24 protein-coding genes are annotated in these 25,265 nt (G+C 67.5%); 15 read left to right on the forward strand and 9 right to left on the reverse strand.

Annotated features, from left to right (window positions below):
* Positions 1 to 9 precede the first annotated feature (9 nt).
* Together QRN07_RS13165 and QRN07_RS13170 are read right to left on the reverse strand one after the other, a co-directional pair.
* The gene (locus QRN07_RS13165) at positions 10 to 645 is read right to left on the reverse strand and encodes a GntR family transcriptional regulator (RefSeq protein WP_285241254.1); all 636 of its coding nucleotides are present in this window, start codon (positions 643 to 645) and stop codon (positions 10 to 12) included.
* Positions 646 to 722: 77 nt separating this feature from the next.
* A complete protein-coding gene (locus QRN07_RS13170; RefSeq protein ID WP_285241255.1) occupies positions 723 to 1,751 on the reverse strand; it encodes a LacI family DNA-binding transcriptional regulator in 1,029 nt (342 codons plus the stop codon).
* A gap of 144 nt (positions 1,752 to 1,895) precedes the next feature.
* Here QRN07_RS13170 and QRN07_RS13175 point away from each other — a divergent pair, with 144 nt between their 5' ends.
* Genes QRN07_RS13175 through QRN07_RS13185 form a run of 3 tightly spaced genes read left to right on the forward strand, consistent with a single transcriptional unit; the run spans position 1,896 to position 4,907 of the window.
* Positions 1,896 to 3,074: a Gfo/Idh/MocA family protein gene (locus QRN07_RS13175; RefSeq protein WP_285241256.1), complete on the forward strand. Its 1,179-nt coding sequence runs from the start codon at positions 1,896 to 1,898 to the stop codon at positions 3,072 to 3,074.
* 49 nt (positions 3,075 to 3,123) lie between these two features.
* Positions 3,124 to 3,822: a ThuA domain-containing protein gene (locus QRN07_RS13180; protein WP_285241257.1), complete on the forward strand. Its 699-nt coding sequence runs from the start codon at positions 3,124 to 3,126 to the stop codon at positions 3,820 to 3,822.
* Positions 3,807 to 4,907, forward strand: a complete 1,101-nt coding sequence (locus tag QRN07_RS13185) for a Gfo/Idh/MocA family protein (RefSeq protein WP_285241258.1) — start codon at positions 3,807 to 3,809, stop codon at positions 4,905 to 4,907. The genes QRN07_RS13180 and QRN07_RS13185 overlap by 16 nt, the downstream gene beginning before the upstream one ends.
* On the opposite strand, the gene QRN07_RS13190 is transcribed toward QRN07_RS13185, so the two are convergent.
* Positions 4,900 to 6,057 (reverse strand): GGDEF domain-containing protein, encoded by a 1,158-nt coding sequence (locus QRN07_RS13190; protein ID WP_050686901.1) that lies wholly within the window; start codon positions 6,055 to 6,057, stop codon positions 4,900 to 4,902. The genes QRN07_RS13185 and QRN07_RS13190 overlap by 8 nt on opposite strands.
* Positions 6,058 to 6,288: 231 nt before the next feature.
* On the opposite strand from QRN07_RS13190, the gene QRN07_RS13195 reads away from it, so the two are divergent.
* From QRN07_RS13195 to QRN07_RS13225, 7 genes are all read left to right on the forward strand, one after another.
* Positions 6,289 to 7,647, forward strand: coding sequence for a hemolysin family protein (locus tag QRN07_RS13195; protein ID WP_056599461.1), 1,359 nt, complete (start codon positions 6,289 to 6,291; stop codon positions 7,645 to 7,647).
* The gene (locus QRN07_RS13200) at positions 7,640 to 8,680 is read left to right on the forward strand and encodes a hemolysin family protein (protein ID WP_050684624.1); all 1,041 of its coding nucleotides are present in this window, start codon (positions 7,640 to 7,642) and stop codon (positions 8,678 to 8,680) included. Before QRN07_RS13195 ends, QRN07_RS13200 begins: the two co-directional genes overlap by 8 nt.
* Before the next feature lie 317 nt (positions 8,681 to 8,997).
* Complete coding sequence (gene rsgA, locus QRN07_RS13205; RefSeq protein ID WP_285241259.1) at positions 8,998 to 10,140, forward strand: ribosome small subunit-dependent GTPase A; 1,143 nt, start codon at positions 8,998 to 9,000, stop codon at positions 10,138 to 10,140.
* Positions 10,141 to 10,260: 120 nt separating this feature from the next.
* The gene (locus QRN07_RS13210) at positions 10,261 to 12,576 is read left to right on the forward strand and encodes a beta-L-arabinofuranosidase domain-containing protein (protein WP_285241260.1); all 2,316 of its coding nucleotides are present in this window, start codon (positions 10,261 to 10,263) and stop codon (positions 12,574 to 12,576) included.
* A gap of 9 nt (positions 12,577 to 12,585) precedes the next feature.
* On the forward strand, positions 12,586 to 13,293 hold the full coding sequence (locus QRN07_RS13215; RefSeq protein ID WP_285241261.1) for an alpha/beta fold hydrolase: 708 nt from the start codon (positions 12,586 to 12,588) through the stop codon (positions 13,291 to 13,293).
* A gap of 135 nt (positions 13,294 to 13,428) precedes the next feature.
* Positions 13,429 to 14,511: an agmatine deiminase family protein gene (locus QRN07_RS13220; protein WP_285241262.1), complete on the forward strand. Its 1,083-nt coding sequence runs from the start codon at positions 13,429 to 13,431 to the stop codon at positions 14,509 to 14,511.
* Positions 14,508 to 16,253 (forward strand): amidase, encoded by a 1,746-nt coding sequence (locus tag QRN07_RS13225; RefSeq protein WP_285241263.1) that lies wholly within the window; start codon positions 14,508 to 14,510, stop codon positions 16,251 to 16,253. Before QRN07_RS13220 ends, QRN07_RS13225 begins: the two co-directional genes overlap by 4 nt.
* Before the next feature lie 133 nt (positions 16,254 to 16,386).
* Here the strand turns inward: QRN07_RS13225 and QRN07_RS13230 are convergent, their stop codons facing one another.
* On the reverse strand, positions 16,387 to 17,679 hold the full coding sequence (locus QRN07_RS13230) for a glycoside hydrolase family 27 protein (protein ID WP_285241264.1): 1,293 nt from the start codon (positions 17,677 to 17,679) through the stop codon (positions 16,387 to 16,389).
* Positions 17,680 to 17,833: 154 nt separating this feature from the next.
* On the opposite strand from QRN07_RS13230, the gene QRN07_RS13235 reads away from it, so the two are divergent.
* Positions 17,834 to 19,090, forward strand: coding sequence for a D-arabinono-1,4-lactone oxidase (locus QRN07_RS13235; protein WP_285241265.1), 1,257 nt, complete (start codon positions 17,834 to 17,836; stop codon positions 19,088 to 19,090).
* 37 nt (positions 19,091 to 19,127) lie between these two features.
* The gene (locus QRN07_RS13240) at positions 19,128 to 19,460 is read left to right on the forward strand and encodes a hypothetical protein (protein ID WP_056599439.1); all 333 of its coding nucleotides are present in this window, start codon (positions 19,128 to 19,130) and stop codon (positions 19,458 to 19,460) included.
* Positions 19,461 to 19,502: 42 nt separating this feature from the next.
* On the opposite strand, the gene QRN07_RS13245 is transcribed toward QRN07_RS13240, so the two are convergent.
* Entirely contained in the window at positions 19,503 to 20,081 is a 579-nt protein-coding gene (locus tag QRN07_RS13245) for a MarR family winged helix-turn-helix transcriptional regulator (protein WP_056599436.1), read from the reverse strand.
* Positions 20,082 to 20,256: 175 nt separating this feature from the next.
* Positions 20,257 to 21,060: a LysR substrate-binding domain-containing protein gene (locus tag QRN07_RS13250; protein ID WP_082178205.1), complete on the reverse strand. Its 804-nt coding sequence runs from the start codon at positions 21,058 to 21,060 to the stop codon at positions 20,257 to 20,259.
* On the opposite strand from QRN07_RS13250, the gene QRN07_RS13255 reads away from it, so the two are divergent.
* Entirely contained in the window at positions 21,059 to 21,463 is a 405-nt protein-coding gene (locus QRN07_RS13255; RefSeq protein WP_050684609.1) for a DUF5997 family protein, read from the forward strand. The genes QRN07_RS13250 and QRN07_RS13255 overlap by 2 nt on opposite strands.
* A gap of 14 nt (positions 21,464 to 21,477) precedes the next feature.
* On the opposite strand, the gene QRN07_RS13260 is transcribed toward QRN07_RS13255, so the two are convergent.
* Positions 21,478 to 21,858, reverse strand: a complete 381-nt coding sequence (locus QRN07_RS13260; RefSeq protein ID WP_050684608.1) for a VOC family protein — start codon at positions 21,856 to 21,858, stop codon at positions 21,478 to 21,480.
* A gap of 102 nt (positions 21,859 to 21,960) precedes the next feature.
* On the opposite strand from QRN07_RS13260, the gene QRN07_RS13265 reads away from it, so the two are divergent.
* Positions 21,961 to 22,566 carry a hypothetical protein gene (locus QRN07_RS13265; RefSeq protein WP_285241266.1) on the forward strand — a complete coding sequence of 202 codons (606 nt, stop codon included), beginning with the start codon at positions 21,961 to 21,963 and terminating at the stop codon, positions 22,564 to 22,566.
* Positions 22,567 to 22,627: 61 nt separating this feature from the next.
* Positions 22,628 to 23,230, forward strand: coding sequence for a DUF6919 domain-containing protein (locus QRN07_RS13270; RefSeq protein WP_050684606.1), 603 nt, complete (start codon positions 22,628 to 22,630; stop codon positions 23,228 to 23,230).
* Positions 23,231 to 23,289: 59 nt separating this feature from the next.
* On the opposite strand, the gene QRN07_RS13275 is transcribed toward QRN07_RS13270, so the two are convergent.
* Complete coding sequence (locus QRN07_RS13275; RefSeq protein WP_050684605.1) at positions 23,290 to 23,772, reverse strand: pyridoxamine 5'-phosphate oxidase family protein; 483 nt, start codon at positions 23,770 to 23,772, stop codon at positions 23,290 to 23,292.
* Between the two features lie 66 nt (positions 23,773 to 23,838).
* On the reverse strand, positions 23,839 to 25,215 hold the full coding sequence (locus tag QRN07_RS13280; RefSeq protein WP_285241267.1) for a flavin monoamine oxidase family protein: 1,377 nt from the start codon (positions 25,213 to 25,215) through the stop codon (positions 23,839 to 23,841).
* Positions 25,216 to 25,265: the final 50 nt, after the last annotated feature.

Below are 25,265 nucleotides of genomic sequence, written 5' to 3' on the forward strand. Positions count from 1 at the left end.
GGACTCCTTCTAGGACGTGTGGGTTGCTTTGATGTGCGTAAGGCTGCGGTGCAGATGAAGTGTTACTGCTGCCGAGGCCAGGTGCGCATTGCGGTCCGCAATGGCCTCGGCAATGGCGGCGTGTTCCGCCGCGGCGGCGGTCAGCCGGCCGGCGTCGTCGGCCGCGAGCCGGCGGATCCGGACCAGGTGGACCCTAAGGCCCTGCATGGCCTGGGCCAAATAGGCGTTGGCAATGGCGGCGTCAATGGCGGTATCCAGCCTGCCCACCAACGTGTAGTACCCGGCCAGCTCAAGCGCGTCACCGGAGATCAGCAGTGGCGCGGCCAGCAGTTCTTCCTGCAGGCCGCGGAAGACGGCGGGATCCCCGCGTTCGGCGGCAAGCGCCGCCGCCCGGCATTCAAGGGTTTCGCGCAGCTCAAAGAGTTCGTCGATGGCCGCCAGCGGAACGCCCGTGACCACCAGTCCCCGCCCGCCGGGTGCGGCCAGGCCTTCGGCGGCCAACCGGCGCAGCGCCTCGCGCAGCGGGGTACGGGAGACGCCCAAACGCTCGGCCTGCTCCACCTCGGCGAGGACGGTACCGGGAGGCAGCCGCCCGTCGAGGATGTCCCCGCGCAGGCCGGTATAGGCCCTTTCACTTGCACGCATATCTTCAGTGTATACACAGCGGCCATCAGCAGCGAGGGAACCCGTCAATCACGCCACCTGTGTATACAAACTGAGGTTTATTCGATGGCCGCGGTGGATTCGCGGACCAGCAGCCGGGTGGCGAGCTCCACCCGCCGCGAATCGGGGACCTCGCCCTTGACCTGGCGGAGGATCACACGGAGCGCGGCCCGGCCGATCTCGCGCAGGGGCTGGGCAACGGTGGTCAGCGCCGGTACCGACTCCGCGCCCTGGCGGATTCCGTCAAAGCCCACCACGCTGAGGTCCTCAGGCACCCGGAGTTGCCGGCGCAGCGCCTCAGACATCACTCCGAGGGCGATCGTGTCGCTGGCGGCGAAAACGGCTGTGGGGCGTGGCTCCAGCCGGAGCAGTTCACCCAGCCGCCTGGCGCCGTCGTCGGTCCTGAAGCTGCCGGGGATGATCAGGCGGCCATCCACCGCCACCCCGGCCGCCCGCAGGGCAGCCAGGTACCCGTGCAGCCTGGCCTGGTTGCACTCCATGGATTCCGGACCGCTGAGGAAGGCGATCCGCCGGTGGCCCAGGCCCAGCAGGTGGCTGGTGGCATCCTTGGCTCCCGTCCAGTCAGTCGAGCCGATGCTTACCACCTCGTCCGGCGGCGGATTGAGTGGATCGATGACCACTACGGGAACCCCGCGCCGGTGGAATGCGTCCAGCGGGCCGTTGCCGAAGGCTGACGTCACCAGGATCAGGCCGGTCCGCCCCTGGTCCACAATGCGCTGGGCTCGCTGTTCCGGATTCAAGGGCCGGGAGCCGCCGGCGCCGATGGCAGTGACCAGCACCTCCACACCCTGGTCCGCAGCGTAGCCAAGGATGCCGGTGACCACCTCAGCCGTGTAGGCGGAGTTGAGCGAATCGAGCACCACTTCCACCACGGGAACGTCTGCCAGGGCGCGCCGCTGCTGCAGCGGAGACCTGTAGCCGGTGCGGTCCAGCACCGCCAGGACCCTGGCACGGGTTTTCGCGGAAACGTCAGGCCTGCCATTGATGACTTTGGAGACGGTGGACGCCGACGCCCCGGCTTCCTGGGCCAGCTGCGCCAGGGTCCACTTCACCGGCTCTTCCGCCATGACCGACCTTTCGAAAACATTCGCTGCACAAATGAAGAAAACGTCCGGGGCATTGACCGGTTCAGCGTATCGGTAATAGATTTCAATAAGAGAAGAGCGTACATCTTTCCGAAATATTTCGAAACTCTGAGTCAACGAGGACCTATGACCACTCCATCCCCGCTGCGTGTTGGCATGGTGGGCTACGCCTTTATGGGCGCCGCCCACTCACACGCCTGGCGCACCGCCCCCCGCTTTTTCGACCTTCCACTCCGGCCCGAACTGACAGCAGTCGCCGGCCGGAGCGCAGCCTCGGTCGAAGCCGCCGCAGCCAAAATGGGCTGGGCTTCGGTGGAAACTGACTGGCAGCGGCTGCTGGAGCGCGACGACATAGACCTGATCGATATCTGCACCCCCGGCGATACGCACGCCGAGATTGCCATCGCCGCCCTGTCCGCCGGCAAGCACGTGCTGTGCGAGAAGCCCCTCGCCAATACGGTGGCCGAGGCTGAACAAATGACGGCGGCTGCTGCGGCCGCGGCCCGGAACGGCATCTTCGCCATGTGCGGGTTCACCTACCGCAGGACCCCTGCCCTCGCGCTGGCCCGGCGTATGGTGGCCGAGGGCAAGCTGGGTACCATCCGGCACGTCCGGGCGCAGTACCTTCAGGATTGGCTCAGCGATGCGAACGCCCCCATGACCTGGCGGCTGGACAAGTCGAAGTCAGGCTCCGGCGCACTCGGGGACATCGGCGCCCACATTGTCGACGCCGCGCAGTGGATCCTGGGCCGCCACATCACCGGGGTGTCGGCGCTGCTGGAGACGTTCGTCCCGGACCGTCCGCTCGGCGGAGACTTCGTGGGGCTCGGCGGCCATGGCAATACGGCGGCCGAGGGACCGCGGGGAACCGTCACCGTGGACGACGCCGCGATCTTCACGGCACGGTTCGACGGCGGGCCGGTGGGCGTCTTTGAGGCCTCCCGGATGGCACTGGGCCGCAAGAACGCGATGCGGATTGAATTCAACGGCACCAAGGGCTCGTTGGCTTTCGACTTCGAGGACAACAACGTCCTGTCCTATTACGACGCCGCCGAAGGCCCGGATGCCGGGTTCCGCCGGATCATCGTTACCGAGCCCGAGCACCCTTACGTGGGGAACTGGTGGCCCACGGGCCATGGGCTGGGTTACGAACACGGCTTCACACACCAGGCGGTGGACCTGGTCACCGCCCTTGCGGCTGGCCAGCAGCCCGAGCCCTCCTTCGCGGACGCACTCCAGGTGCAGCGCGTCCTGGCGGCTGTGGAGGCCAGCGCCGGGGCGTCGTCGCAATGGCACAGCGTCTGAACCAGCCCACCAGCAATCCCGACAGATCCATGCAGTTAGAGGAATATTAATGACCGGCAGCAAAAATGCACTTGTGGTCCGCGGCGGCTGGGACGGCCACCAGCCCGTCGAAGCCACGGAGCTCTTTATCCCGTTCCTGAAAGAAAACGGCTACACCGTGCGCGTGGAGGAATCCGCCAAAATATATGCCGATCCGGAATACATGGCCGGGGTGGACCTGATCGTCCAGTGCATGACCATGTCCACCATTGAGCAGGATGAGTTTCGGGGACTCCGGGCGGCCGTCGAAAGCGGCACCGGGCTGGCCGGCTGGCACGGCGGCATCGCCGATTCCTACCGGAACACCTCGGACTACCTGCACCTGATCGGGGGCCAATTCGCCTGCCATCCTGGCAAGCACGCCGACGAACTCAAGGGTGAGCAGGCGGACAATTACGTGCCGTATACGGTGAACATGCTCCCCGCGGCTGCTGGACACCCCATCACCGAGGGCATCGCCGATTTTGAGCTCGAAACCGAGCAGTACTGGGTCCTCTCGGACGATTACATCGACGTCCTGGCCACCACCACTCAGAAGGCCCGGTCCTGGGACCCTTGGCAGCGGGAAGTGACCTCCCCCGCCATCTGGACCCGGCAATGGGGTGCCGGCAGGATCTTCGTCAGCACACCGGGTCACCGCGTGGAAGTCCTCCAGGACACCAACGTCCGGACCATCGTCGAAAGGGGCATGCTGTGGGCAAGCCGTTGAACATCGGAATGGTGGGCTGCGGCGCCATCAGCACCCAGTACCTGGCCACCTTCACCAAGGACGACTCCATCCGCCTGGTGGCCGTGGCGGACATCGATCCTGCCCGCGCACAGGCGGTGGCCGATGCCCACCCGGGCGCCCGCGCCGTCGGCGTCGGTGAACTCCTGGCGGATCCCGCGGTGGATGTGGTGCTGAACCTGACCATCCCCGCCGTCCACGCCGAGGTGGCGCTCCAAGCCATTGCCGCCGGTAAGGGCGTCTACGGCGAGAAGCCGCTGGCGGCAACCCTGGCCGAGGCCAAGGATGTCCTGGCCGCGGCAGATGCGGCCGGCGTTGTGGTGGGCTGCGCGCCGGACACCGTCCTCGGCACGGGCATCCAGACGGCGCGGAAAGCGATCGACGACGGCCTGATCGGCCGGCCGGTATCGGCCACGGCCATGATGGCAACGCCGGGACACGAATCCTGGCATCCGAATCCGGACTTCTACTACCAGCCCGGCGGCGGGCCGCTCCTGGACATGGGCCCGTACTACGTCAGTGCATTGGTGACCCTGCTGGGCCCGGTGGTGTCAGTGACCGGCACCGCCAGCCGGACCCGGACCGAGCGCATCATCGGCTCAGGCGCCCGCGAAGGCGAGGTGATTCCGGTGGCCGTTGACTCGCACGTCGCAGCCATGCTGACCCACGCCGATGGTGCCATCTCCACCCTGGTGATGAGCTTCGACGCCGTGCGCACCAAGGCGCCCAACCTCGAAATCCACGGCGAGCGCGGCTCGCTGGTGGTCCCGGATCCCAACCGGTTCGACGGCGATGTTGAGCTTTTCACGCTGGGCGCCGCCGGCTGGGAGGTACTTCCGGTGTCAGCAGGCTTTGTGGACGCAGGACGGGGCGCCGGCCTGGCGGACCTCGCCGCCACCCCGCCCGGCAGCGAGCCGCGGGCAGGCGGCCGGCTGGCCTACCATGTCCTGGAGGTTATGGAGTCGGTCCTGGTGGCCGCCGGGACGGGCAGGACCGTTGCCATTGAAAGCACCGCGGCGCGGCCAGCCCTGGTTCCCTTGACGGTCCCGGAGCCTGCGGTCAACTGAGGCCGCGGTGGTCGCTGCGGGCAATCCGGTTCCGGCCCAGCGACTTGGCCGTGTACAGCGCCGCGTCCGCTGTGACGATCACGTCGTCGATGTCAGCGGTACCGGCGTCGTACGTTGAAATGCCGTAGCTCACGGTGGGCATCACCATGCCGTCCACCGTGGGCGAGGCAGCCAGCCGGCGGCTGATTTCCCCGGCGATCAGCTCCGCCCGTTCGGCGCTGGCACCGGGGATAAGGATGACAAACTCCTCGCCGCCGTACCGCCCCGCCAGGTCGGTGGTCCGCACGGTATCCGTGCAGGCGGTGGCGAAGGCCTTCAGTGCGACATCCCCGGCCGCGTGCCCAAAGGTGTCGTTGACCGCTTTGAAGTGGTCCAGGTCGGCCAGGATCAAGGCACCGGAGCCCCCCGTGATGGCCCGGTCGGACAGCTGTTCAGCGGCCAGGTCCAGGAAGGCCTTCCGGTTCAACAGGCCGGTCAGGTCGTCGCGGGTGGCCACCACGCGCAGGGCCCGGGTCTGCTGTTCGCTGCTGAGGGCGGCCATGCTGAAGGAGACCACCACCAGGAGCACCATGGTGATCATGGTGGTCACGGCTGAGCCGAAGATGGTGGTGAAGGTGGGGCCGTTCTGGCCTTCCAGCAGGAAGGCCACCCAGCGGAGGAAGTAAAACAGCGCCAGCCCGCCCGCAGCCGTGGCCATGGGGATCCGGACGCGGGAGTAGCCCGGTTCAAGGCGCCACAGTTCGCGGGAGCCCAGGCCGATGGTCAGGGCCATGGCAAACAGGAACACGGGGCCGCCTGACCACACGTTGGTGGCAGGGTTGTCCAGGACGGAGGCCACCAGGGTGACCACGGGGATTGCCGCGAAGGCCCACTTGTTCGGGGCAGCTGTCCGGAGCGAACGGGCCCCGGCCCACACGGCCACGCCGCCGTGCACCAGCAGGGTGTTGCCCAACGGATTGGCCCAGACCTGGTGGGCGGTGCCGTCCAGCAGGAAGCACGCCGAGCCCGCCAGGAAAAACAGCAGGGCCACGCACCACCAGCCACTGTACGGCGAGCGCGTCACCCGGTAGGCGGAGAAGTAAAAAAGCACAACGAGGGCCAGCGCCATTATGCCGAATGAGAGCCGGAGGGTCTCCGTATCCAAAACCATGTCTTCGAGGTCCCCCAAACTCCGCCCGCCCGTGCCCCCAGTATGGCACTGCACACGTTCCGGGAGCAGCAGCGCCTGCTCCGGCACGCTGGTCCGGCAGGCTGTGCCTGCCGGGGAACCATTCCGCCGGACCCGGCGTTGAAAGCAGCATGGATGACCCTCCTTCACACATGCCCTGGCCCCTCTGCCATCTGACCGGATTACCGGCCACCACGGGAGAGGGGCGCCGAAATGTATGAATGGATCATGCTCGGCATCGGCCTCGTCCTGACTGTCGGCACCGGATTCTTCGTTGCCTCGGAATTCGCGCTGGTCAACCTTGACCGGCACGACCTCGAATCCCGGCAGACCCGCGGCGAGAAACGCCTGGGCCCCACCATCAAAGCCCTCCGGATCACCTCAACGCACCTGTCCGGCGCGCAACTGGGCATCACGCTCACCACGCTGCTGACGGGCTACACGTTCGAACCGGCCATCAGCCGGATGCTTAGCGCTCCCCTGACGTCGGCAGGCGTACCCGAGGCCATTGTGCCGGCCGTCGGCTCCGTGGCCGGAATCTTCCTGGCCACCATCTTCTCCATGGTGATCGGCGAACTGGTCCCCAAGAACTTCGCCCTTGCGCTGCCCCTGGCCACCGCCAAGGTGGTGGTGCCGTTCCAGACCCTGTTCACCACCGTGTTCAAGCCGGTGATCCTGCTGTTCAACAACACGGCGAACAACATCATCCGCAGCTTCGGCATCGAACCCAAGGAGGAACTCTCCGGCGCCCGGAGCGCCGAGGAGCTCAGTTCCCTGGTGCGCCGCTCCGCCGTCGAGGGCGTCCTGGACCAGGACCATGCAACCCTCCTGCACCGGACGCTACGGTTCTCCGAGCACAGCGCGGCGGACGTGATGACCCCGCGTGTGCGGATGACCGCCGTCGGAATCCAGGACTCGGCGGAGGACATCGTCGCCCTGGCCACTGCCACTGGATTCTCGCGTTTCCCCGTGATCGGCAGGGACCGGGACGACGTGGTGGGGGTGCTGCACGTCAAGCAGGCCTTCGCCGTGGCGCTGGCCGAACGGCCCGCCGTCCGGGCTGAACAACTCATGATCGATCCCATCCGCGTCCCCGAATCCATGGGCGTGGACACACTCCTGGGCCTGCTGCGGCGCCAGGGCCTGCAGGTGGCCATCGTGTCGGACGAACACGGCGGCACCGCCGGGATCGTCACCCTGGAGGACCTGGTGGAAGAGATTGTGGGCGAACTGGAAGATGAACACGACCGTGCCCGTGTGGGTGTGGTCCGCACCGGCCGCTCGCTGACCTTTGATGCGGCGCTGCGCCCCGACGAGCTCCTGGACCGGACCGGGGTTGAAGTCCCGGACGGCGGGGAGTACGACACTGTGGCCGGTTTCGTCACGGACCGGCTGGACCGCATCCCCGAGCTCGGTGATGAAGTGGAGCTCGACGCCGGCACGCTGCGGGTGGAGCGGGTAGTGGGCACGCACGTGGAACGGCTCCGCTTCACCCCGGCCGGCGCAGGAGCGGCCGGCAGCGCCCACGACAGAATCATCGACGACATCACGCAGGAGCTGACCCATGAGTGAGTACCTTCCCGGCATCATCTGGCTTGTTGTCCTCCTCGTGGTGAACGGCTTCTTTGTGGGCGCCGAGTTCGCCGTCATTTCGGCGCGGCGCTCCCAGATCGAGCCCAAGGCCGAGGCCGGCAGCAAGGCCGCCAAAACCACGCTGTGGGCCATGGAGCACGCCACCCTGATGCTGGCCACGAGCCAGCTGGGCATCACGGTCTGTTCCCTGGTGATCCTCAACGTTTCCGAACCTGCCATCCACCACCTGCTGGAGATACCACTGGGCCTGACCACGCTCTCCGGCGAAGCGATCGGCGTCATCGCGTTCATCGCAGCGCTGCTCCTGGTCACGTTCCTGCACGTGGTGCTGGGCGAGATGGTGCCGAAAAACATCTCGTTCTCGGTCCCCACCCGTGCGGCCCTGATCCTGGCGCCGCCGCTGGTGCTGGTGGCCCGGATCTTCAAACCGGTCATCTGGACCCTGAACGGCATTGCCAACTCCATCCTGCGGCTGTTCAAAGTGGAGCCCAAGGACGAGGCCACCAGCGCCTACACCCTCGATGAGGTGGCAAACATCGTGGCCCAGTCCACCCGGGACGGCATGTTGAAGGACACCACGGGCGCCCTGACCAACGCCTTCGAGTTCACGGCCAAAACCGTGGCGGACGTCCAGGTGCCGCTGGCGGACATGGTGCTCCTGCCGCAGTCCGCCACGCCCTTCGACATCCAGCAGGCGGTGGGCCGGCACGGCTTCTCGCGCTACATCCTCACGGACGGCGCCGAGGAACCCGCCGGGTACCTGCACCTCAAGGACGTCATGGACCTGGTGGCGCCCGGCACGTTCGACGCGCCGGTGCCGGCCAAGCGGATCCGGCGCCTGGCGTCGGCGTTCGCAGGGGCGGAACTTGAGGACGCCCTGGCCGCAATGCGGCGCACAGGCGCGCACGTGGCCCGTGTCTTCGACGCACAGGGCCGGACCACCGGCGTGCTGTTCCTCGAGGACATCATCGAGGAGCTGGTGGGCGAAGTCCAGGACGCCACCAGCGCCTGACCTGCGCAAACGGGTGGTGCGGTGACAACCGCGCCACCCGTTTGTGCACTCAGATTTTTCGCCGCAGGGGCTGGCCGACGTCGGCGGGCGGCGCTAGAGTGAAAAGCGTCCGCCACCGCGCGGGCACACAAAGGGACGGGCCTCGTACAGGCCCCGAGGATGGGAGGTGGTTTTGATGACTGCAGTTGTTGCGCGCCGTGCGCGCCCCGCCATCAACCACCATTTCCTCCCCTCCCGCACCTGCACCGCCTGAGCGGCGCCCGCAGCGGCATCCACGCCGGACAGTGCCAGGGGACCTTTTTCCGAAGGTAACCACCGTGAACAACCCTTTGCGCAACACCGCCGCCCCACTTTCCAGCGGCCCAATCGACTACGGCTATGGCCCCCGGGCCGCAGCCCACTTCGAGAACAACCCGCTGCCGGGTGCCACCGGCCGCGGCCGGGTGGTCCGGGTGGACCGAACACTCCTCTTAGTGGCGTCTTCGGACGGAACCGCCCATCTGCCTTACCCGCTGACCGGGGAAACCGCCGTCACCGGGGACTGGGTATGGACCGGACCCAACCGGGCCGGCGAGCACCAGATCCTCGGCGTCCTGCCGCGCCTGACAGAGCTCAGCCGGAAACGCGCCTTCGAGGATTCCTCCGAGGCCCAGGTCCTCGCCGCCAACATGGACGTGGTGGGCGTGGTGGTGCCGGTGGACCGTCCGCTGACCCACAACCGGCTGGAGCGGACCCTGGTGGCCGCCTGGGATTCAGGGGCCACTCCCCTCGTGATCATCACCAAAGCGGACCTCTCCGATGTGGCGGACGACGTCGTCGGGAAGGTTATCCTCCAGGCCGCCGGCGTGGAGGTGGTCACCACCTCCGCTGAAAATGGCGACGGCATCGACGCGTTGCTGTCCCACCTGCCCGGGGGCCGCACCATCGTGCTCCTGGGGCCTTCGGGCGCCGGAAAGTCGACCCTCATCAACGCCCTGGCAGGCAGCCAGGTGCAGCACACCGGGGAGGTGCGGTCCGGGGATTTCAAGGGCAAGCACACCACCACGGCCCGGGAGCTGGTCCCGCTGCCCAACGGAGCCGTCCTGATGGACACCCCCGGAGTCCGTGGTTTCGGCCTTTTTGACGCTGCCGACGGATTAGGGGAAATGTTCGGGGACGTGGCGGAGCTGGCTGGGAGCTGCCGGTTTGCGGACTGCGCCCACCGGACCGAGCCTGGCTGCGCTGTGCAGGCCGCCCTTGCCGACGGCAGCCTGGCCGAACGCCGCTGGCTCAGCTACGGGAAGATGCAGCGCGAGCTGGCGGCCCTGGCCCGCCGCAGTGATGTGGCGGCGCAACGCGCCTATTACCGGGAATGGCACCAGAAGGTGGTTTCCGCCGGGACCTCGCAGCGCTCGGCTGAACGCGGGCTGGCGGAGAGACAGGAACGGTCCAGCGGGAAGAACCGCCGCGGGCGGCGGTGAGGCGATCAGCAGCCACCGTCAAGGACTGCCACTGTTGACAACTAATTACAACGTTATAAATTTGGGTTTGAAACCAATCACATGACCGCCGGGCAGGGCGTTCGTCACGGAAGGATTGTTGTGCCCACCAGGCCGGAACACAAAACCACAACCAGCACGCCCACACGCACCGGTCCGGGCTCCTTCCCCCCGCACCAGGTCCGCCTCCTCGACAGCGACTTCAAAGCGGCCCAGGAGACCTCTGTCAGCTACGTCCTGTCCCTCGACGCGGACCGGCTCTGCGCCCCGTATCTCCTGGCAGCAGGCCTGGAAAGCCCGGCCCACCCCTACGGCAGCTGGGAGTCGGAGGGCATGGGCGGCCACATCGGCGGCCACTACCTCTCCGCCTGCGCCAAGCTGTTCGCCGCCACCGGCAACCCGGAACTGCTGGCCAATGCCAGATACGTGGTCGGGGTCCTGGTCCGGTGCCAAGCCGCGGCAACGGACGGTTACGTGGGCGGCGTCCCGGGCGGCCGGGACCTGGGGAACCAGCTGTCCCGTGGTGAGGTCGATGCGGACCTGTTCACCCTCAACGGCAGATGGGTTCCGCTGTACAACCTGCACAAGACTCTTGCCGGGCTGCTGGATGCCCACCAGTTTGCTGGCCTCGAAGGCGCCCTGGGTGTGGCCACCGGTCTGGCGGACTGGTGGCTGGGCGTTTCAGCCCGGCTGGACCAGCCTGCCTTCGAACGGATCCTGCAGACCGAGTTCGGCGGAATGAACGACGCCTTCGCCCTGCTGTGGGGCGTCACGGGTGATGGCCGGTACCTGGCGGAGGCGCACCGGTTCGCGCACCGCAGCATCCTGGATCCCCTGGCGGCGTACCAGGACCGACTGGACGGGCTGCACGCCAATACCCAGATCCCCAAGGTGGTGGGGTACGCGCGGCTTGCCGCGGGCACCGGCGATCCGGCGTATGCCCGGGCCGTGGACACCTTCTGGGAGTCAGTGGTGTCCAAGCGTTCGGTCTCCGTGGGCGGGAACAGTGTCCGCGAGCATTTCCACCCGGCAGCCGACTTCTCATCAATGGTCCAGGACCCGCAGGGACCGGAGACGTGCAACACCTACAACATGCTGAAGCTGGCGCAGCTGCGGTTCGAGGCCTCCGGCGACCCGGCCGCCATCGACTTCTATGAACGCGCCACGTACAACCACATCCTGTCCTCGCAGCATCCTGCCAGCGGCGGCCTGGTGTACTTCACCCCCATGCGCCCCGGGCACTACCGCGTATATTCGAAGGCGCAGGAATCGATGTGGTGCTGTGTGGGGTCCGGGTTGGAGAACCATGCCCGCTACGGCGAGCTGATCTACAGCCACACAGACACCGACCTCCTGGTCAACCTCTACATCCCATCCACGCTGGACTGGACAGAGCGCGGACTTAAGGTCCGGCTCGAAACCGACTTTCCGGGTTCCGGCCTGGTCACGCTGACCATCACCGCTGCTGCTCCGGTGGACGCCACCGTCCGGCTGCGCAGGCCGGGCTGGGCCACGGCATTGACGGTCGACGGCGGCGGGCAGGGAAGTACCCAGGCCACCCCTCCGGCCGAGGCCGGGGACGTCCGCCTTGTCCGCCGCTGGGCCGGCACCTCTACGGTCAGGATCCGGCTGACCGCGGGATTCCAGGCGGAGGCGCTGCCGGACGGGTCCCCCTGGGTTTCCTTCCGGTACGGCCCGATGGTCCTGGCAGCCCGGGGCGGCACTGATGGCGTCCCCGGATTCGAGGCCGCTGACCAGCGCATGGGACATGTCGCCGCGGGAACGTTGAAGCCACTGGCCGGAACGCCCGTGGTACCGGATCCGGAGGCCCTCTCCCGGCGCCGCACCCCATCCTTCGCGGCCGAGCTGGACGTCATCGATCCGGCAGGACAGCCTGCCACGGTCATCCTGGAGCCCTTCCACCGGATCCACGGCTGCCGCTATACCGTGTACTGGCCTACGGGTGAACCGGCAGAGCTGCGGACCAGCCTGCAGGCCCTGGATCGGGCCGCCGCCGGGGCAGCCCGGGTGGTGGATGCCGTTACAGCCGGAGAGCAGCAGCCCGAGGCGGACCACAAATTCGCGGGGAAAGACACCATGGCCGGGGGCGCCGGAGGGCTCCATTGGCGGGACGCCGGCGGCTGGTTCTCCTATGTCCTCACCGATCCGGCGAACCGGGCCACAATCCTGCGGGTCCGCTTCCTGCCCGGCGACGCGCACCACCACATCCTGCGGCTGAACGGGGCGCTCCTGACCGGTCCGGCCCAAGGGCCCGACGACGGCGGCCCGCCGGCCAGCGACTTCGACATCACCGGCGTGGCACGCAGCGGGGACGGGCTCGTCTTCACCGTTACGGCCGTCCCGGGCTTCCGCACGGGACGCCTTGTGTCCGTCCAGTTGGTCAACGGCCTGGAGTAGGGTTCGGTCATGGACATCATTCTGGTTCCCGGATTCTGGTTGGACGCTTCCTCGTGGGACGAGGTGACACCGGCCCTGGAGGCCGCCGGCCACCGTCCACACCCCCTCACGCTGCCCGGCCTGGAATCACCTTCCGCCAACCGGGAGGGCATTGAACTGCACCACCACGTGGATGCAGTCGTTGAAACAATCGACGCCTTGTCCGGGCCGGTGGTGCTGGTGGGCCACTCCGGCGGTGGTGCTGTCATCCACGGGGCAGTCGATGCCCGGCCGGACCGGGTGGCGCGGGCCATCTATGTGGACAGCGGGCCCCTCGGCGAGGGCGGCGTGATCAATGACGAACTGCCATCCGAAGGTCCGGACGTTCCCCTTCCGCCCTGGGACGCTTTCGAGGACGCGGATTTGGTGGATCTCGATGACCGGATCCGCGCCAGCTTCCGGGAGCGCGCCGTCCCCCAGCCAAAAGGGGTGGCATTTGGCCGGCAGCGCCTGCACGATGACCGGCGCTACGAGGTTCCCGTGACCGTCATTGCCTGCGAGTTCCCGTCGGCGGTGCTCCGCGAATGGATGGCGGCGGGGCATCCGTTCGTTGCGGAGCTGGCCCTTGTGCGCGAGGTGGAATATGTCGACCTGCCTACCGGGCACTGGCCGCAGTTCACCCGGCCGAGGGAACTGGCGCAGGCCATTCTGGCGTCTGTGGACGGCCGCGCCGGCTAGGTTGATCCGCGGCTGACGGATGCAGGTTCCCGAAGCGCTTCTGGCTAAACCCTTGCGTGGGCACGTCGACGTCCCCATAATAAATGAATGTCATTCATTTATTGACGGCCACCACAGAAAGACCTGCGCCAAGCCATGAAAACTGCAACCCTCCCATCCGCCCCTTCGGCCGCGGCTCAGCCAGCCACCCTCATGCCCGCAGAGTGGGCCCGCCACCAACGGACCTGGATGGCATTCCCACCCCCCAACGACACTTTTGGACCCGCCGGAAGTGCCACGCTGGACCGAGCCAGGGCCGCCTGGACCGCGGTCGCCCACACCATCGCCCGCTATGAGCCGGTCACGGTGGTGGCACACCCGCGGGACGCCACGGCCGCGAGGGAATGGCTGGGCGCGGACATCAACGTCGTTGAAATCCAGCTGGATGACGCCTGGCTCCGCGACAGCGGTCCCAGTTTCGTGCACCAAGGTGACGGCTCCCTGGCCGCGGTGGACTGGACTTTCAACGGCTGGGGCGCCCAGCACTGGGCAGCATGGGACAACGACCAGCATGTGGCCCGGTCAGTGGCCGGCTTCGCGGACACGTCCGTGCGCAGCAGCACCCTGGTCAACGAGGGCGGCGGATTCCACGTGGACGGCGCCGGGACCGTCCTGCTGACCGAGACCGTCCAACTGGACCCGCACCGGAACCCTGGCGCCACCCGGGAATCCGTGGAGGCGGAAATCCACGCGGCCCTGGGCACCACAACGGCGATCTGGCTCCCCCGCGGCCTCACCCGGGACTACGGCGAATTTGGCACCCGCGGCCACGTGGACATCGTGGCTGCCTTCGCCGGCCCCGGTACCATACTGCTGCACCAGCAGCAGGATCCCTCCCACCCTGATTACGCCGTGTACCAGGAAGTCCGCGCCGCCCTTGCGGGGAAGCTGGACGCCCAGGGCAGGCCGCTGCGCATCATTGACGTCCCGGCCCCCACTGTCCTCGCGGATGACGAGGGTTTTGTGGACTGGTCGTACATCAACCACTACGTCGCGAACGGAGTAGTGGTCCTGTGCGGGTTCGACGATGCCAACGATTCCATCGCGGCCGGCATCCTGGCCCGCGCCTACCCGGGACGGGCAGTGGAACTGGTGGACGCGCGCGACATCTTCGCTTTTGGCGGCGGCATCCACTGCATCACCCAGCAGCAGCCGGCACCCCAGGAGCCATCGGCATGACGCCGGCCAGCATCGGGAAGGACGGCGAAGAAGCTGCGTTCTCCGTTGTGGAAGCGGGAATCAGGGAGCTCCGGCAGGCCCTGGAGACCGGCGCCACCACCAGCGAAGCCCTCGTCCAGCAGTACCTTGAGCGAATTCAGACATATGACTCTTCAGGCATACGCCTCAATGCCATGGTGGTGCTGAACCCCGAAGCAGTTGCGGAAGCCAGGGCGTCGGATGCCCGCCGGGCAGCCGGGGAAACGTTGGGCCCACTGGACGGCATTCCCTACACCGCCAAGGACAGCTACAAGGTTCAGGGCCTGACCGTGGCCGCCGGATCCCCGGCGTTCAAGGACCTCGTGGCGCAACAGGATGCCTTCACCATCGAGCGGCTCCGGGCGGCGGGCGCCGTCCTGATTGGCCTGACCAACATGCCGCCCATGGCCAACGGCGGTATGCAGCGCGGCGTCTACGGCCGGGCCGAGTCCCCCTACAACGCCGACTACCTTCCGGCCGCTTTCGCCTCCGGCTCGTCAAACGGTTCCGGCACGGCAACGGCCGCCTGCTTTGCGGCGTTCGGGCTGGCCGAGGAAACCTGGTCATCCGGCCGCGCGCCGGCGTCGAACAGTGGCCTGTGCGCCTACACCCCCTCCCGGGGAGTGATCTCCGTGCGCGGCAACTGGCCCCTGGTCCCCACCATGGATGTGGTGGTCCCCCACACCCGGACCATGGCCGACCTCCTCGAGGTCCTTGACGTGGTGGTGGCCGACGATGCGAACACCCGCGGCGATTTCTGGCGCGTCCAGCCATGGATCCCCATCCCCGCGGCATCTGCCGTCCGGCCGCCGTCATACCCGGACCTGGCCGTTGCCGACCCTGCCGCGGCGGCAGGGATCCTGGCCGGTAAACGGCTGGGCATCCCGCGGATGTACATCAACGCGGATCCCGACGCCGGCACTGCACCTGCGCCGGGCATCGGCGGCCCCACCGGCCAACGCATCCACACCCGGCAGTCCATCATCGACCTGTGGAGCGCTGCCCTTAAAAGCCTGGAAGCCGCGGGGGCCGAGGTTGTGGACGTCGACTTCCCGGTGGTCTCCAACTACGAGGGCGACCGGCCCGGCGCCCCCACGCTCGGCACCCGGGGCCTGGTCTCCGCCGCCTACCTCCGCAGAGAGATCGTGGACCTTTCGGCCTGGGCCTGGCACGACTTCCTGGCGGCCAACGCCGATCCGCGCCTCAACACGCTGGCGCAGGTGGCCGGGGCCATGATCTTCCCCGCCCCGGACGGCTCCCTCCCGGACCGCTACGACGGGTTCGACGACGATATCAGCGACTACCCTGCCTGGATCCGCGCCCACGGGGTTCCCACCCTCGACGGGATGCCGGAGCTCGCGGACGGGCTGGCCGGACTGGAGGAAACCCGGCGCGTTGACCTGGAGGAGTGGATGGACGGCCTGGGCCTGGACGCCGTGGTGTTTCCCGCCGTCGCGGATGTGGGCCCGGCCGATGCCGACATAAACCAGGACTCAGCCGACCAGGCCTGGCGCAACGGCGTGTGGGTGGCCAACGGGAACCTGGTGCCACGGCACCTTGGCATTCCAACAGTCACCGTGCCCATGGGCCTCGCTGCAGACATCGCCATGCCGGTGGGCCTCACGTTCGCCGGCCGCGCCTACACCGACAACGCCCTGCTGAACCTGGCCGCCGCGTTCGAGGCCACCGGCAGCCGGAGGGTACCGCCGCCCCGCACCAGCTAGAGCTTCCGCCTGGCGGGTTTTGCACCATCAAACCAACCGGCGCGGTGGCCACACCCCGGAAGTGCGGGTCCGGCAGCCGGGCCGAGCCGATTGATGGTGCAGAACCCGACAGCACCCTGGCGGACGGGTTGTCCTAGCCGCGGAAGCAGCTGAAGAACTGCACCCCGTGCGGCGGCAGGTCCACCGCGAGTGCGGGCATCCCGTCCACGGCGGCAGCGACTGCCTCCTGCCCGCTCCAGGCCTCCCGGAGCCGCCATGTGCCGGCATCCGGGAGGACTGAAAGCCCCAGGTCAGCCAGCAGCATGATGTGTGACGCGGCGCCGGTCCCGGTGTTGAACAGCGCCACAAAGCCGCCGTCCGCCGTCGTGCTGTCCGCCGCCCAGACCACCAGATCCCCGTCCCGCAGCAGTTCACGGTTGTTGTGGCTGTCCTTGAGGGCGGCCAGGAGGTCCGCGTTGGTCAGCAGTTCCAGGGTCTCCGGCGGCGAGGACGGCAGGTCGCAGCCCAGCATCAGCGGGGAGCGGGCAATGCACCAGAGCGAGAGCATGGTGCGCTGTTCGTCGCGCGTCAGGCGGCTGAGCCGTTCCTGGCCACGCTCGGCGCGAAGCGCGATGTTACCTACTGGCAGCATGTCCGCATCCGCCCAATGTCCGGGCTGCTGGTGCGGTGCCCACCGCGCCAGCCGGGCGAACTGGGCTTTGACGTCGTCCCAGATGTCCCACAAATCGTCGGAAACCCGCCACATCTGGGCGTTGGCCCGCAGGTGCTCCAGCCGCGCCAACGACAGCGCCTTGCCCGGTGAAAGGCTCAGCACCATATCCCGGCCGCTGCGCCCGATGGCCAGCTGGTACGCGGCGATTTCGTCCGCAAAGTACGGGCCGAGCATGTCGTCGGCCTTAACAAAGTCCACACCCCAGGCGGCAAAAAGGCGCAGTTGGGAGTCGTAGTAGGCCTGGGCGCCCGGCTTGCCGTGGTCCAGGCCGAAGTTGTCGGTGTTCCATTCGCAAGAGGATCCCGTGTCGGCCACCTGGTCCGCCGTGACCTGCGTTCCCTCAACGGGGAGCCGGTCCCGGACGGCCTGCCGCGGGATGCCGCGCATAATGTGCAGGCCAAACTTGAGGCCCATGCCATGGATCCGGTCCGCCAGCGGCTTGAACCCCAGCCCGCCGGCGGACGAAGGAAACCTGTTCACGGCCGGAAGCTGCCGGCCGTAGGCGTCGAGTTCCAGGACGGCACCGTCGTTGTAGCCGCCCGCCCGGGCCGCCGGTTCGTACCACTGGATATCCACCACCACGGTGTCCCAGCCGTGCGGCAAAAGATGTTCGGCCATAAAGGCCGCGTTTGCCAGGACCTCATCCTCGGTGACGGACGTGCCGAAGCAGTCCCAGCTGTTCCAGCCCATCGGTGGCGTCTGCGCAAGTGTCATCCGACAAATCTATAACGTTGGAAATCAAGGCACCACCCCACATCAGCAACAGCTTCCTGACGGGCGGTTGCACCCTGGACGAGCCTTGACAGCAAATTTGTTAGCGCTGACAGTGGAGGAAACGAATTCAACCCCGGACGGGAAGCCACGCAATATGAAGAATTGGGCAGGGAACCTCGAATACGGCTCGGCGGACGTGCTCCGGCCGGAATCGGTGGCGGAACTGGCGGCCATGGTGGGACGGGCCGGCAAAATCAAGGCCCTGGGTTCCCGGCACTCCTTCAACCGCGTGGGTGACACCGACGGCGTGCATGTGCTCCTGGACGCCCTGCCCCAGCACATTGAGCTCGACTCGGCGCGCGGCACGGTCCACGTCAGCGGCGGAGTCAGCTACGGCGCCCTGTGCCGGACTCTCGCGGAGTCAGGCGCGGCCATCCACAACCTTGCGTCCCTGCCCCACATTTCCGTGGCGGGTGCAGTGCAGACAGGCACGCACGGCTCCGGGGTGGACAACCAGTCACTGGCAGGCGCCGTGGAGTCCATCGACCTGGTGCGGCCCTCCGGCGAGCAGGTCACGCTTGCCAGGGCGGACGGCGACCAATTCATGGCCAGCGTTGTGGGCCTGGGCGCCTTGGGGATCGTGACGGGCCTGGAACTGTCCGTCCGGCCGGCGTACCAGATGCGCCAGCGCGTCCTGGAGGACTTGCCGTGGGACCGGGCCCTGGCGGAGTTCCCCGCCATCGTCTCGAGCGCTTACAGCGTCAGCCTGTTCACCGACTACGCAGGTGGGACCATCAACCAGGTATGGCTCAAGGCCCTCGCCGCCGAGCCGCCGTTGCCGGATCTCTTCGGCGCCACTGCCGCCACCCGCTCCCGGCACCCCCTCCCCGACATGTCCGCGGAGAACTGCACGGAACAGCTGGACGTACCGGGGCCCTGGCTCGACCGGCTCCCGCATTTCCGCCACGAATTTACGCCCAGCAACGGCGAGGAACTGCAGAGCGAATTCATCCTTCCGCTGGAGCTTGCACCCGCCGCCCTGCAGGCCGTCTGCGGCCTGGCCGGCCGGCTGGCACCGCTGCTGTTCGTCTCCGAGATCCGCACGGGTGCGGCCGATGACTTCTGGCTCAGCCCGTTTTACCGCCAGCGGAGCGTTGCCCTGCACTTCACGTGGAAACCGCTGCAGCAGGAGGTGGAGGCGTTGCTGCCGGACCTGGAAGACGCGCTGCGCCCGTTCGGCGCCAGGCCGCACTGGGGCAAGCTCTTCACGCCGTCAAGCCATGACTGGGAGGACCTGTATCCGAAGTTTGCCGAGTTCCGGTCGCTGGCTGCAGCACATGATCCCGACGGAAAATTCCGCAACACCCTGTTGGACAGCGTCCTTGGCGTGCCGGCAGCCAGCGGACGCTAGGAAGCGGCAGCCCGGCGCCCCCGCCTAAACTGAAGGCATGAACCGACATGCCGCCGCCCTCCTCGCCACCCCGCTGCTGCTCCTGGTGGCCGGTTGCGGCGCCGTCGAGGAGGCCGCGGGAAACGCTGCCAGCGATGCCGCTTCCCAGGTGGCCTCGGCGGCCGCGGAGGAGGTCAACCGGCAGATCTGCGCCGTGGTCCAGGACGGGCTGGTCACTGCCCAGGACCGGGAAGTGCTGGGCAGCCTGGTTTCCGCTGCCCGGTCTGCCGGAGTGGCAGAGGACATTACGACGCCGCTGGGCCGGATCGCGGAGGCCGGAGACCAGGTGCCGGCCGAGTCCGTCCAGGCGCTGCAGGACGCCTGCGCCTAGCCCGGAAGGGCCGCAACTGCGCTCGGGCAACTGGAATCCCGCTCAGGCCCCCGGCCTGCCCGGCCCCCACTCGCCGGTGCTACGGCCGGCATCACGACCGGTGCCACGGCCGGGCCGGTGCGGGTTGCGGTGCTCAGCGCCGGCCCGGTGATCCTTCCGGTTCCCCGGAACGGTAAACGGGACCACTTCACGGTCCCTGCCGGCTGGCAGGGCGCGGACAAATTTAGCCAGCTCGGCGTGCAGGACCTTCCAGCCGATGTCCGGATCGTTGGGATACGCGTTTATTTCCGCTTCCCGTGCAGATTCCAGGGCGTCCCGGCCAGCCCCGGTCAGCTCCACAATCATCTGCCGCCGGTCCGCGGCGTGGCGGTTCCGGACAATGTGGCCGGTGGATTCCAGCCTGCTGAGGACCCGGCCCAGGGTCTGGCTCTGGACGCGGATGGCATCCGCGAGCTGCTCCTGGTTGAGCGGCCCGGCCGCCAGTCCTTCAAGCGCGATGACAGCGGCGCGGGTCAGCCCCAAGGGAGCCAGCGCGTCATCCTGGCGTCGCTGCACCATCCGGGCGGCCAGGCTGATCAGGCGGTAACTGCTCCGGGCATCCGGGTCGAGGTTGCTGGTCATCGGCACGCCTTCCTGTAGGTGGCGAAGCGCGGGGGGTCACCCGTCACGCATGGCTACCCCTACACAATAAGCATGCTTAGCATCAATGATGCAAGTGAACGGCCCTCATTGCCCCGGGCCGGCGCCACAAACCTCGCCGCGGCGGACCGCATCACGGCGGCGGAATGAGCGGAATCTACCGCTTGCCCTTTTTCCGCGAGCCCTTGCCGCGGCCCTTATCCGGGTTTGGCGCGTACCGCTGGGCCACCTTGGGGGCCTTTTTGGCACCTGTGCCGCGCCGGTCCGGTTTGGGCTCCTTCTTTTCCTTGACGGGCTGGGCGGAGGGCTGGCGGGAGCTTTGCGCCGTCCGCCCGCGGACGATGCCGATGAACTCCTCGATGACCGGATCCGTGCCGTCGATGGGCCAGACCAGGGCAATTCCCGATTCAGGGGCGCCGGTGAGCCGCCGGGCCACGGTGTCCTTGACGTTAAAGTGACGGGCCACGGACATGGGCAGGATCACCAGGCCGGCGCCGGAAGCCACCACCTGCAGGGCCGCTTCGGCACCGCCCAATGCCGCAACGTCCAGGAAGGTTTCCGCGTCCAGGTCCGCCAGCGCCACTTCGTCGAACACCGAAATTTCGTGCCCCTTCGGCGCCACCACCACCGGCAGCTCCTCGTACAGGGAAATGACGTTGAACCCTTCGCGGTCCACCGGCAGCCGGACAAAGGCCAGGTCCGCGGACCCGTCCCGGACCGCCTGGCCGCCGGGACCGCCGTCGGTCATAAACGCCTGCAACGGTACGCCGGGCATCCGTTCTTCCCAGCGGCGGATCCATTTGCCCGGCGTGACTCCCGGCACGTACGCGATCCGGAGTTCCCGCGGCGCTTCCGCTGACGCGTCCTGTTCCGCGGAATCGGCGGGGACTGCGTCTGTCTGGGGGGTGTTCTCGGTGGGCACGTCTTCACAGTACCGCCCGCCCGGATACCCTTGAAGCATGACCTCTGCAAACTCCCAGTCCATGAAGCCGGCCACCGTTGCCAAGAAACTTGGCATCTACCTGCCTGCAACACCCCAGGAGTTCCAGGATTCAACCATCTCCCGCGCGGATTTCGCCGAGCTCCAGGCCAACCCGCCGGAGTGGCTGGCCGAGCTCCGCCGCACCGGCCCGCACCCGCGCCCCGTGGTGGCCCAGAAACTGAACGTCTCCATCAGCGGCCTGGCCCGCGGCGGCGTTGAAGAAGCGCTCACGACGGCGGAAATCACCGCGCTGCTGCAGGCTCCGCCGGCCTGGCTGGTCACCGAGCGCGCCACGCACGCTGCCGTCCGCGCCGACGCCCAGCGGGTCAAGGACGACGCCGCCAAGAAGGACGCGAAGAAGGCCCGCGCCCAGGCGGAGTAGCGCCTCCGGGCCGCTCAGTCCTGGTGCAACTGCACGTAGTTGCCGCACCCGTCGTCGAACACGGCGCTGATGCCTGAGGGATCCTCGGTGGGTTCGCCGCGGAAGCTCACCCCGGCCGCCAGCAGCCGCTGGTACTCGGCCTGGACGTCGGGGACGCCGAAGACAATTGCCGGCAGGCCGGCGTTGTGCAGGGCGTTCATGTAATTGGCGCCGATCGGGTTGTCGCTGGGTTCCAGCAGCAGCCCGGCGGCGCCTGCGCCGGCACCGGGATCCTTGACGATGAACAGGTTGTATTCGGGCATGGCCATCAGGGTTTCGAAACCCAGGGTGTCCGTGTAAAAGGTGTGGGCCGTCGCCGGGTCCTGCACATGGATGCTGCACATTTTCAGTCTCATGACCCCACGGTACGCGGCATTGACCCCGGCGCCGGAACCCAATTTAATGGGAAGACAAGCCTGGGAAACCTTGGCCCGGGCGGTAACCGCTGGAGGTTCAGGATGTCGGCCGTGATGGAAGCCTTCTCCGAGGGACTCCTCCTGCTCCTCTGCGGGGCGGTTTTGGTGGTCAGTGTTGCGGGCACTGTCTATTTGGTCCGGCGGCGGTCCCTCGCCCCTGCAGGCACCGGTCCGGAGCGCTCCGACCAGCTGTTCTGGGACCTCTTCCTGGGCGCCGCCGTTGCCGTTCCGGCACTGGTCATTCCCACCCTGGCCTGGCCGTGGGCCGGCCTGATCCTCGGTGCCGCCGGTGTTGGGGCCGCCGTCGCCGCCTACCGCCTCAGCCCCCGCTTGCTGGCCTGGCGGGCCGGCCGGCGGGACTCGAGGCTGCAGGTGTCCGCCAACCAGGCCGCCAGGGTCCAGCACGATGAACTGATGGCCCGCTGGCGCAGGTATGAGCTGGACCCCGCCTGCAGCATCGACTACCCGGCCCTCACCGATGTCCGGTTGCCGGAAACGTCGGCACTGATCAAGGCCATGCGGACGGCCGAACAATTGCGCGCACAGCCGCACCGCGACTACCCGGCCGCAGTAACCGGATTGGCGTTGTCGCTGGCTGCAGCGGAGCGCGCTGCCGGACTTCCTACGAACCAGGCCGGCGCAGCCTGACGTTAAGTGCTGTGTCGGTGCCACTGGATCAGGCTGCGTCAGGGCGGATAGCATCCAAAGGATGAAGCCAGAGGAAATGCCAGTCCATGACCGCTTCGGCCGCCTGCTGGAGGACCGCGGCGTGTGGCGCCAGGCCACCACCCTGGCCGGGGCTGGCGAGCTCACGGCCCGGTGGCTTGAAGGCGGCAGCAAATACCAGCCGGGCCACTTCGCGGCAGGCTTCGATCCTGAAACCATCGCACTCGCCCCGGAACTCGCCCGCCTGAACCGCAGCGGCCTTTTCACGAAGGAATCCCAGCCGGGAATCAGCGGCGCCGCCCTGGCCCAGCGGCAGTACGTTACCGGGTTCTGCAGCCCCGCCGCGGCTGGAGACCTGCTGGCGCTGTCCACCCGCAGCGAATTCATTACCGTGGCGCACGCCCCGGGCGATTCAAGCAACGCCGCCATTCCCGTCACGCTGGCAGGCGATGATGTGGCCACCGTCCTCGGTTCCAGCGAAAACCCCGTCACCGAGGACCAGATCCGGGATTGGGCGGAGGAAACCAACGATGCTTTGGCCCTACTGCTGGCCGACTCCTGGTACGTCGAAATCCTGGACCCCGTCTGGGGCCGGAACGATGTCCTCCTTCCTGCAGTCCTCGCCGCTCTTTCCCCGAACGGCTGAACCGGCGGTTAAACGACAAAAGGTGGAGCAGCCTGCGCTGCTCCACCTTTTGCGGGGACTCAGAGATCCACGGTGCCGCTCTCGCCAACGCTCATCCGGCTGTTGGTGACTTTGGCCTTGACCCACTGCAGGACAGTGGCCGCCGTGCCTCCCGGGCTGGTCCAGTACTCGGCCGAATCGGAATCGACCCGCAGCAGGCACACCTCAGGGGTATCCGGGCCGTCCGGAAACCACGCCTCCACCGCCTGGTTCCACATTTCGCGGATTTTGGCGCGGTCCGTGACAACCTCGGCGGTCCCTGCCACAGACACCCATTCGGTGTTTTTTCCGAACGAGACGTTGACGCGGGAGTCGGCCCGGACGTGCGTTACCTGTGAGGTGTTCAGGCCCGTGAAAAACCACATGTCGCCGTCGTCCAGCACTTCCTGGACGGCCAGCGGGCGGCTGACGAGGGCACCCTCCCCGTTGATGGTGGTCAACATCCCGATGTGGGACCCGTTGATGATGTCGGTTACTTTGCTGATGCTCTGTGCGTCAGTCATGCCTCACCTCTTCGTCTGCTGTCGGGGTCGCTCCCCTTCGGCCAGCCTATTGGTAAGCATGCTTATTTACCAGCCGGCCGCAACCTGCACCTTCGCTTTTTCTGCGATCAGCTGTGCCGTCCGGCGCCCCATCCTGATGGCCCCGTCAACGTGCTGGTACCCCTCGGCGGCCAGGTCTGACGAGGACCAGTGGATGGGCCCCACGGGAGCCAGCTGGTCCTTGCCATAGCGGTGCAGGCCACCCAGGTCATAGCTGGCAGCGTAGGCACCGCGCGTCCACTCCTCAGAGCCCCAGTCGGATTCGTAATACACTTCCGGCGCCAGGGCAGCGTCACCCAAAAAGGCGGCGATGGATTCCAGGACGGCCTTTTTGCGGTCCGCCGGGCTGAGCTCGAAGACGGCGTCGGCTTTCTCGTCGGAGATGAAGCCCACCAGAGTGCCGCGGGTGTCGCCGTGGTTGGTGTTGTCGTAGACCTCCTGCACCAGGGCGCCGGCGCCGAAGCCGGTGCCCGACAGGCCGGCCGCACGCCAGAACGGGGTTTTGTAGACGGCGTGCACCTTGATGACCAGGCCCAGCGACTGGTGCTGGTGCATCTGGTGCTGGCGGCGGGGCAGCGGCGGGTTAAAGGACACCCGGGAGTAGAGGTTCGGCGGAACCGCCATGACTACAAACCTCGCATTCACTGTTGCGCGCTCCGAGACAACCACCGCACTGTCGGCAGTCCAGTTAATGCTGCGGACCGGGCTGTCCAGCACCACGTCACCCTCCAGGCCTGCGGCCATCAGCTGCGAAACCTGCTGCATTCCGCCCACCACACGCTTGTCCAGGATGAAATCCTCATCCGTGAGGTGCGTGAAGGAGCCGGCGGAGGCGGCCATCAGGACCGCCTGCAGGGCGGAAAAGGCGTGCGCCGGCTTGGTCAGCATGCCGCCGGCGATGAAGAGGCCAATGTTGTTGCAGGCTTCCTCGTCAGCGGAATTCTGCCGCAGCCAATGGTGGAATGAGATGGTGTCCAGTTCACGTGCCTTGGGATGCGCCCAGGGCTCGGTGGCACCGATCTCCTCCGCCAGGCCGTCAAGCAGTTCAATCAGCCGGTCCATTTCGGCGGCGGTGCCCGGCGCCACGGGAAAGGAGTCGCCCGTATAGGTCACGGGAGCGCCGTCCGCGCCGATATAGACGGATTTTCCCTCCCGGTAGCGGGAGTAGGTCTGCAGGCCGAGCTCCGCGAGCAGGTCCAGGAGCACCGTTTGGTCCGGCGAGACCCACTGGCCGCCGATTTCCAGCATGGCCCCGTCGATGGTGTCGGTCCAGGTGCGGCCACCCACCCTGTCACGGGCCTCGATGACGGCGACGGTGAAACCGGCCTTCTTCAGTTCACGGGCTGCGGTCAGGCCGGACGGGCCGGCTCCCACCACTGCAACGTCGCGGTTCAGGTTCAGCATGATGTCCTCTCTGCGGCCCGCAAAGTGACGGGGAGCACTAAATGAATGAC

Source organism: Pseudarthrobacter sp. MEB009, assembly GCF_030208875.1.
GTDB lineage: Bacteria > Actinomycetota > Actinomycetes > Actinomycetales > Micrococcaceae > Arthrobacter.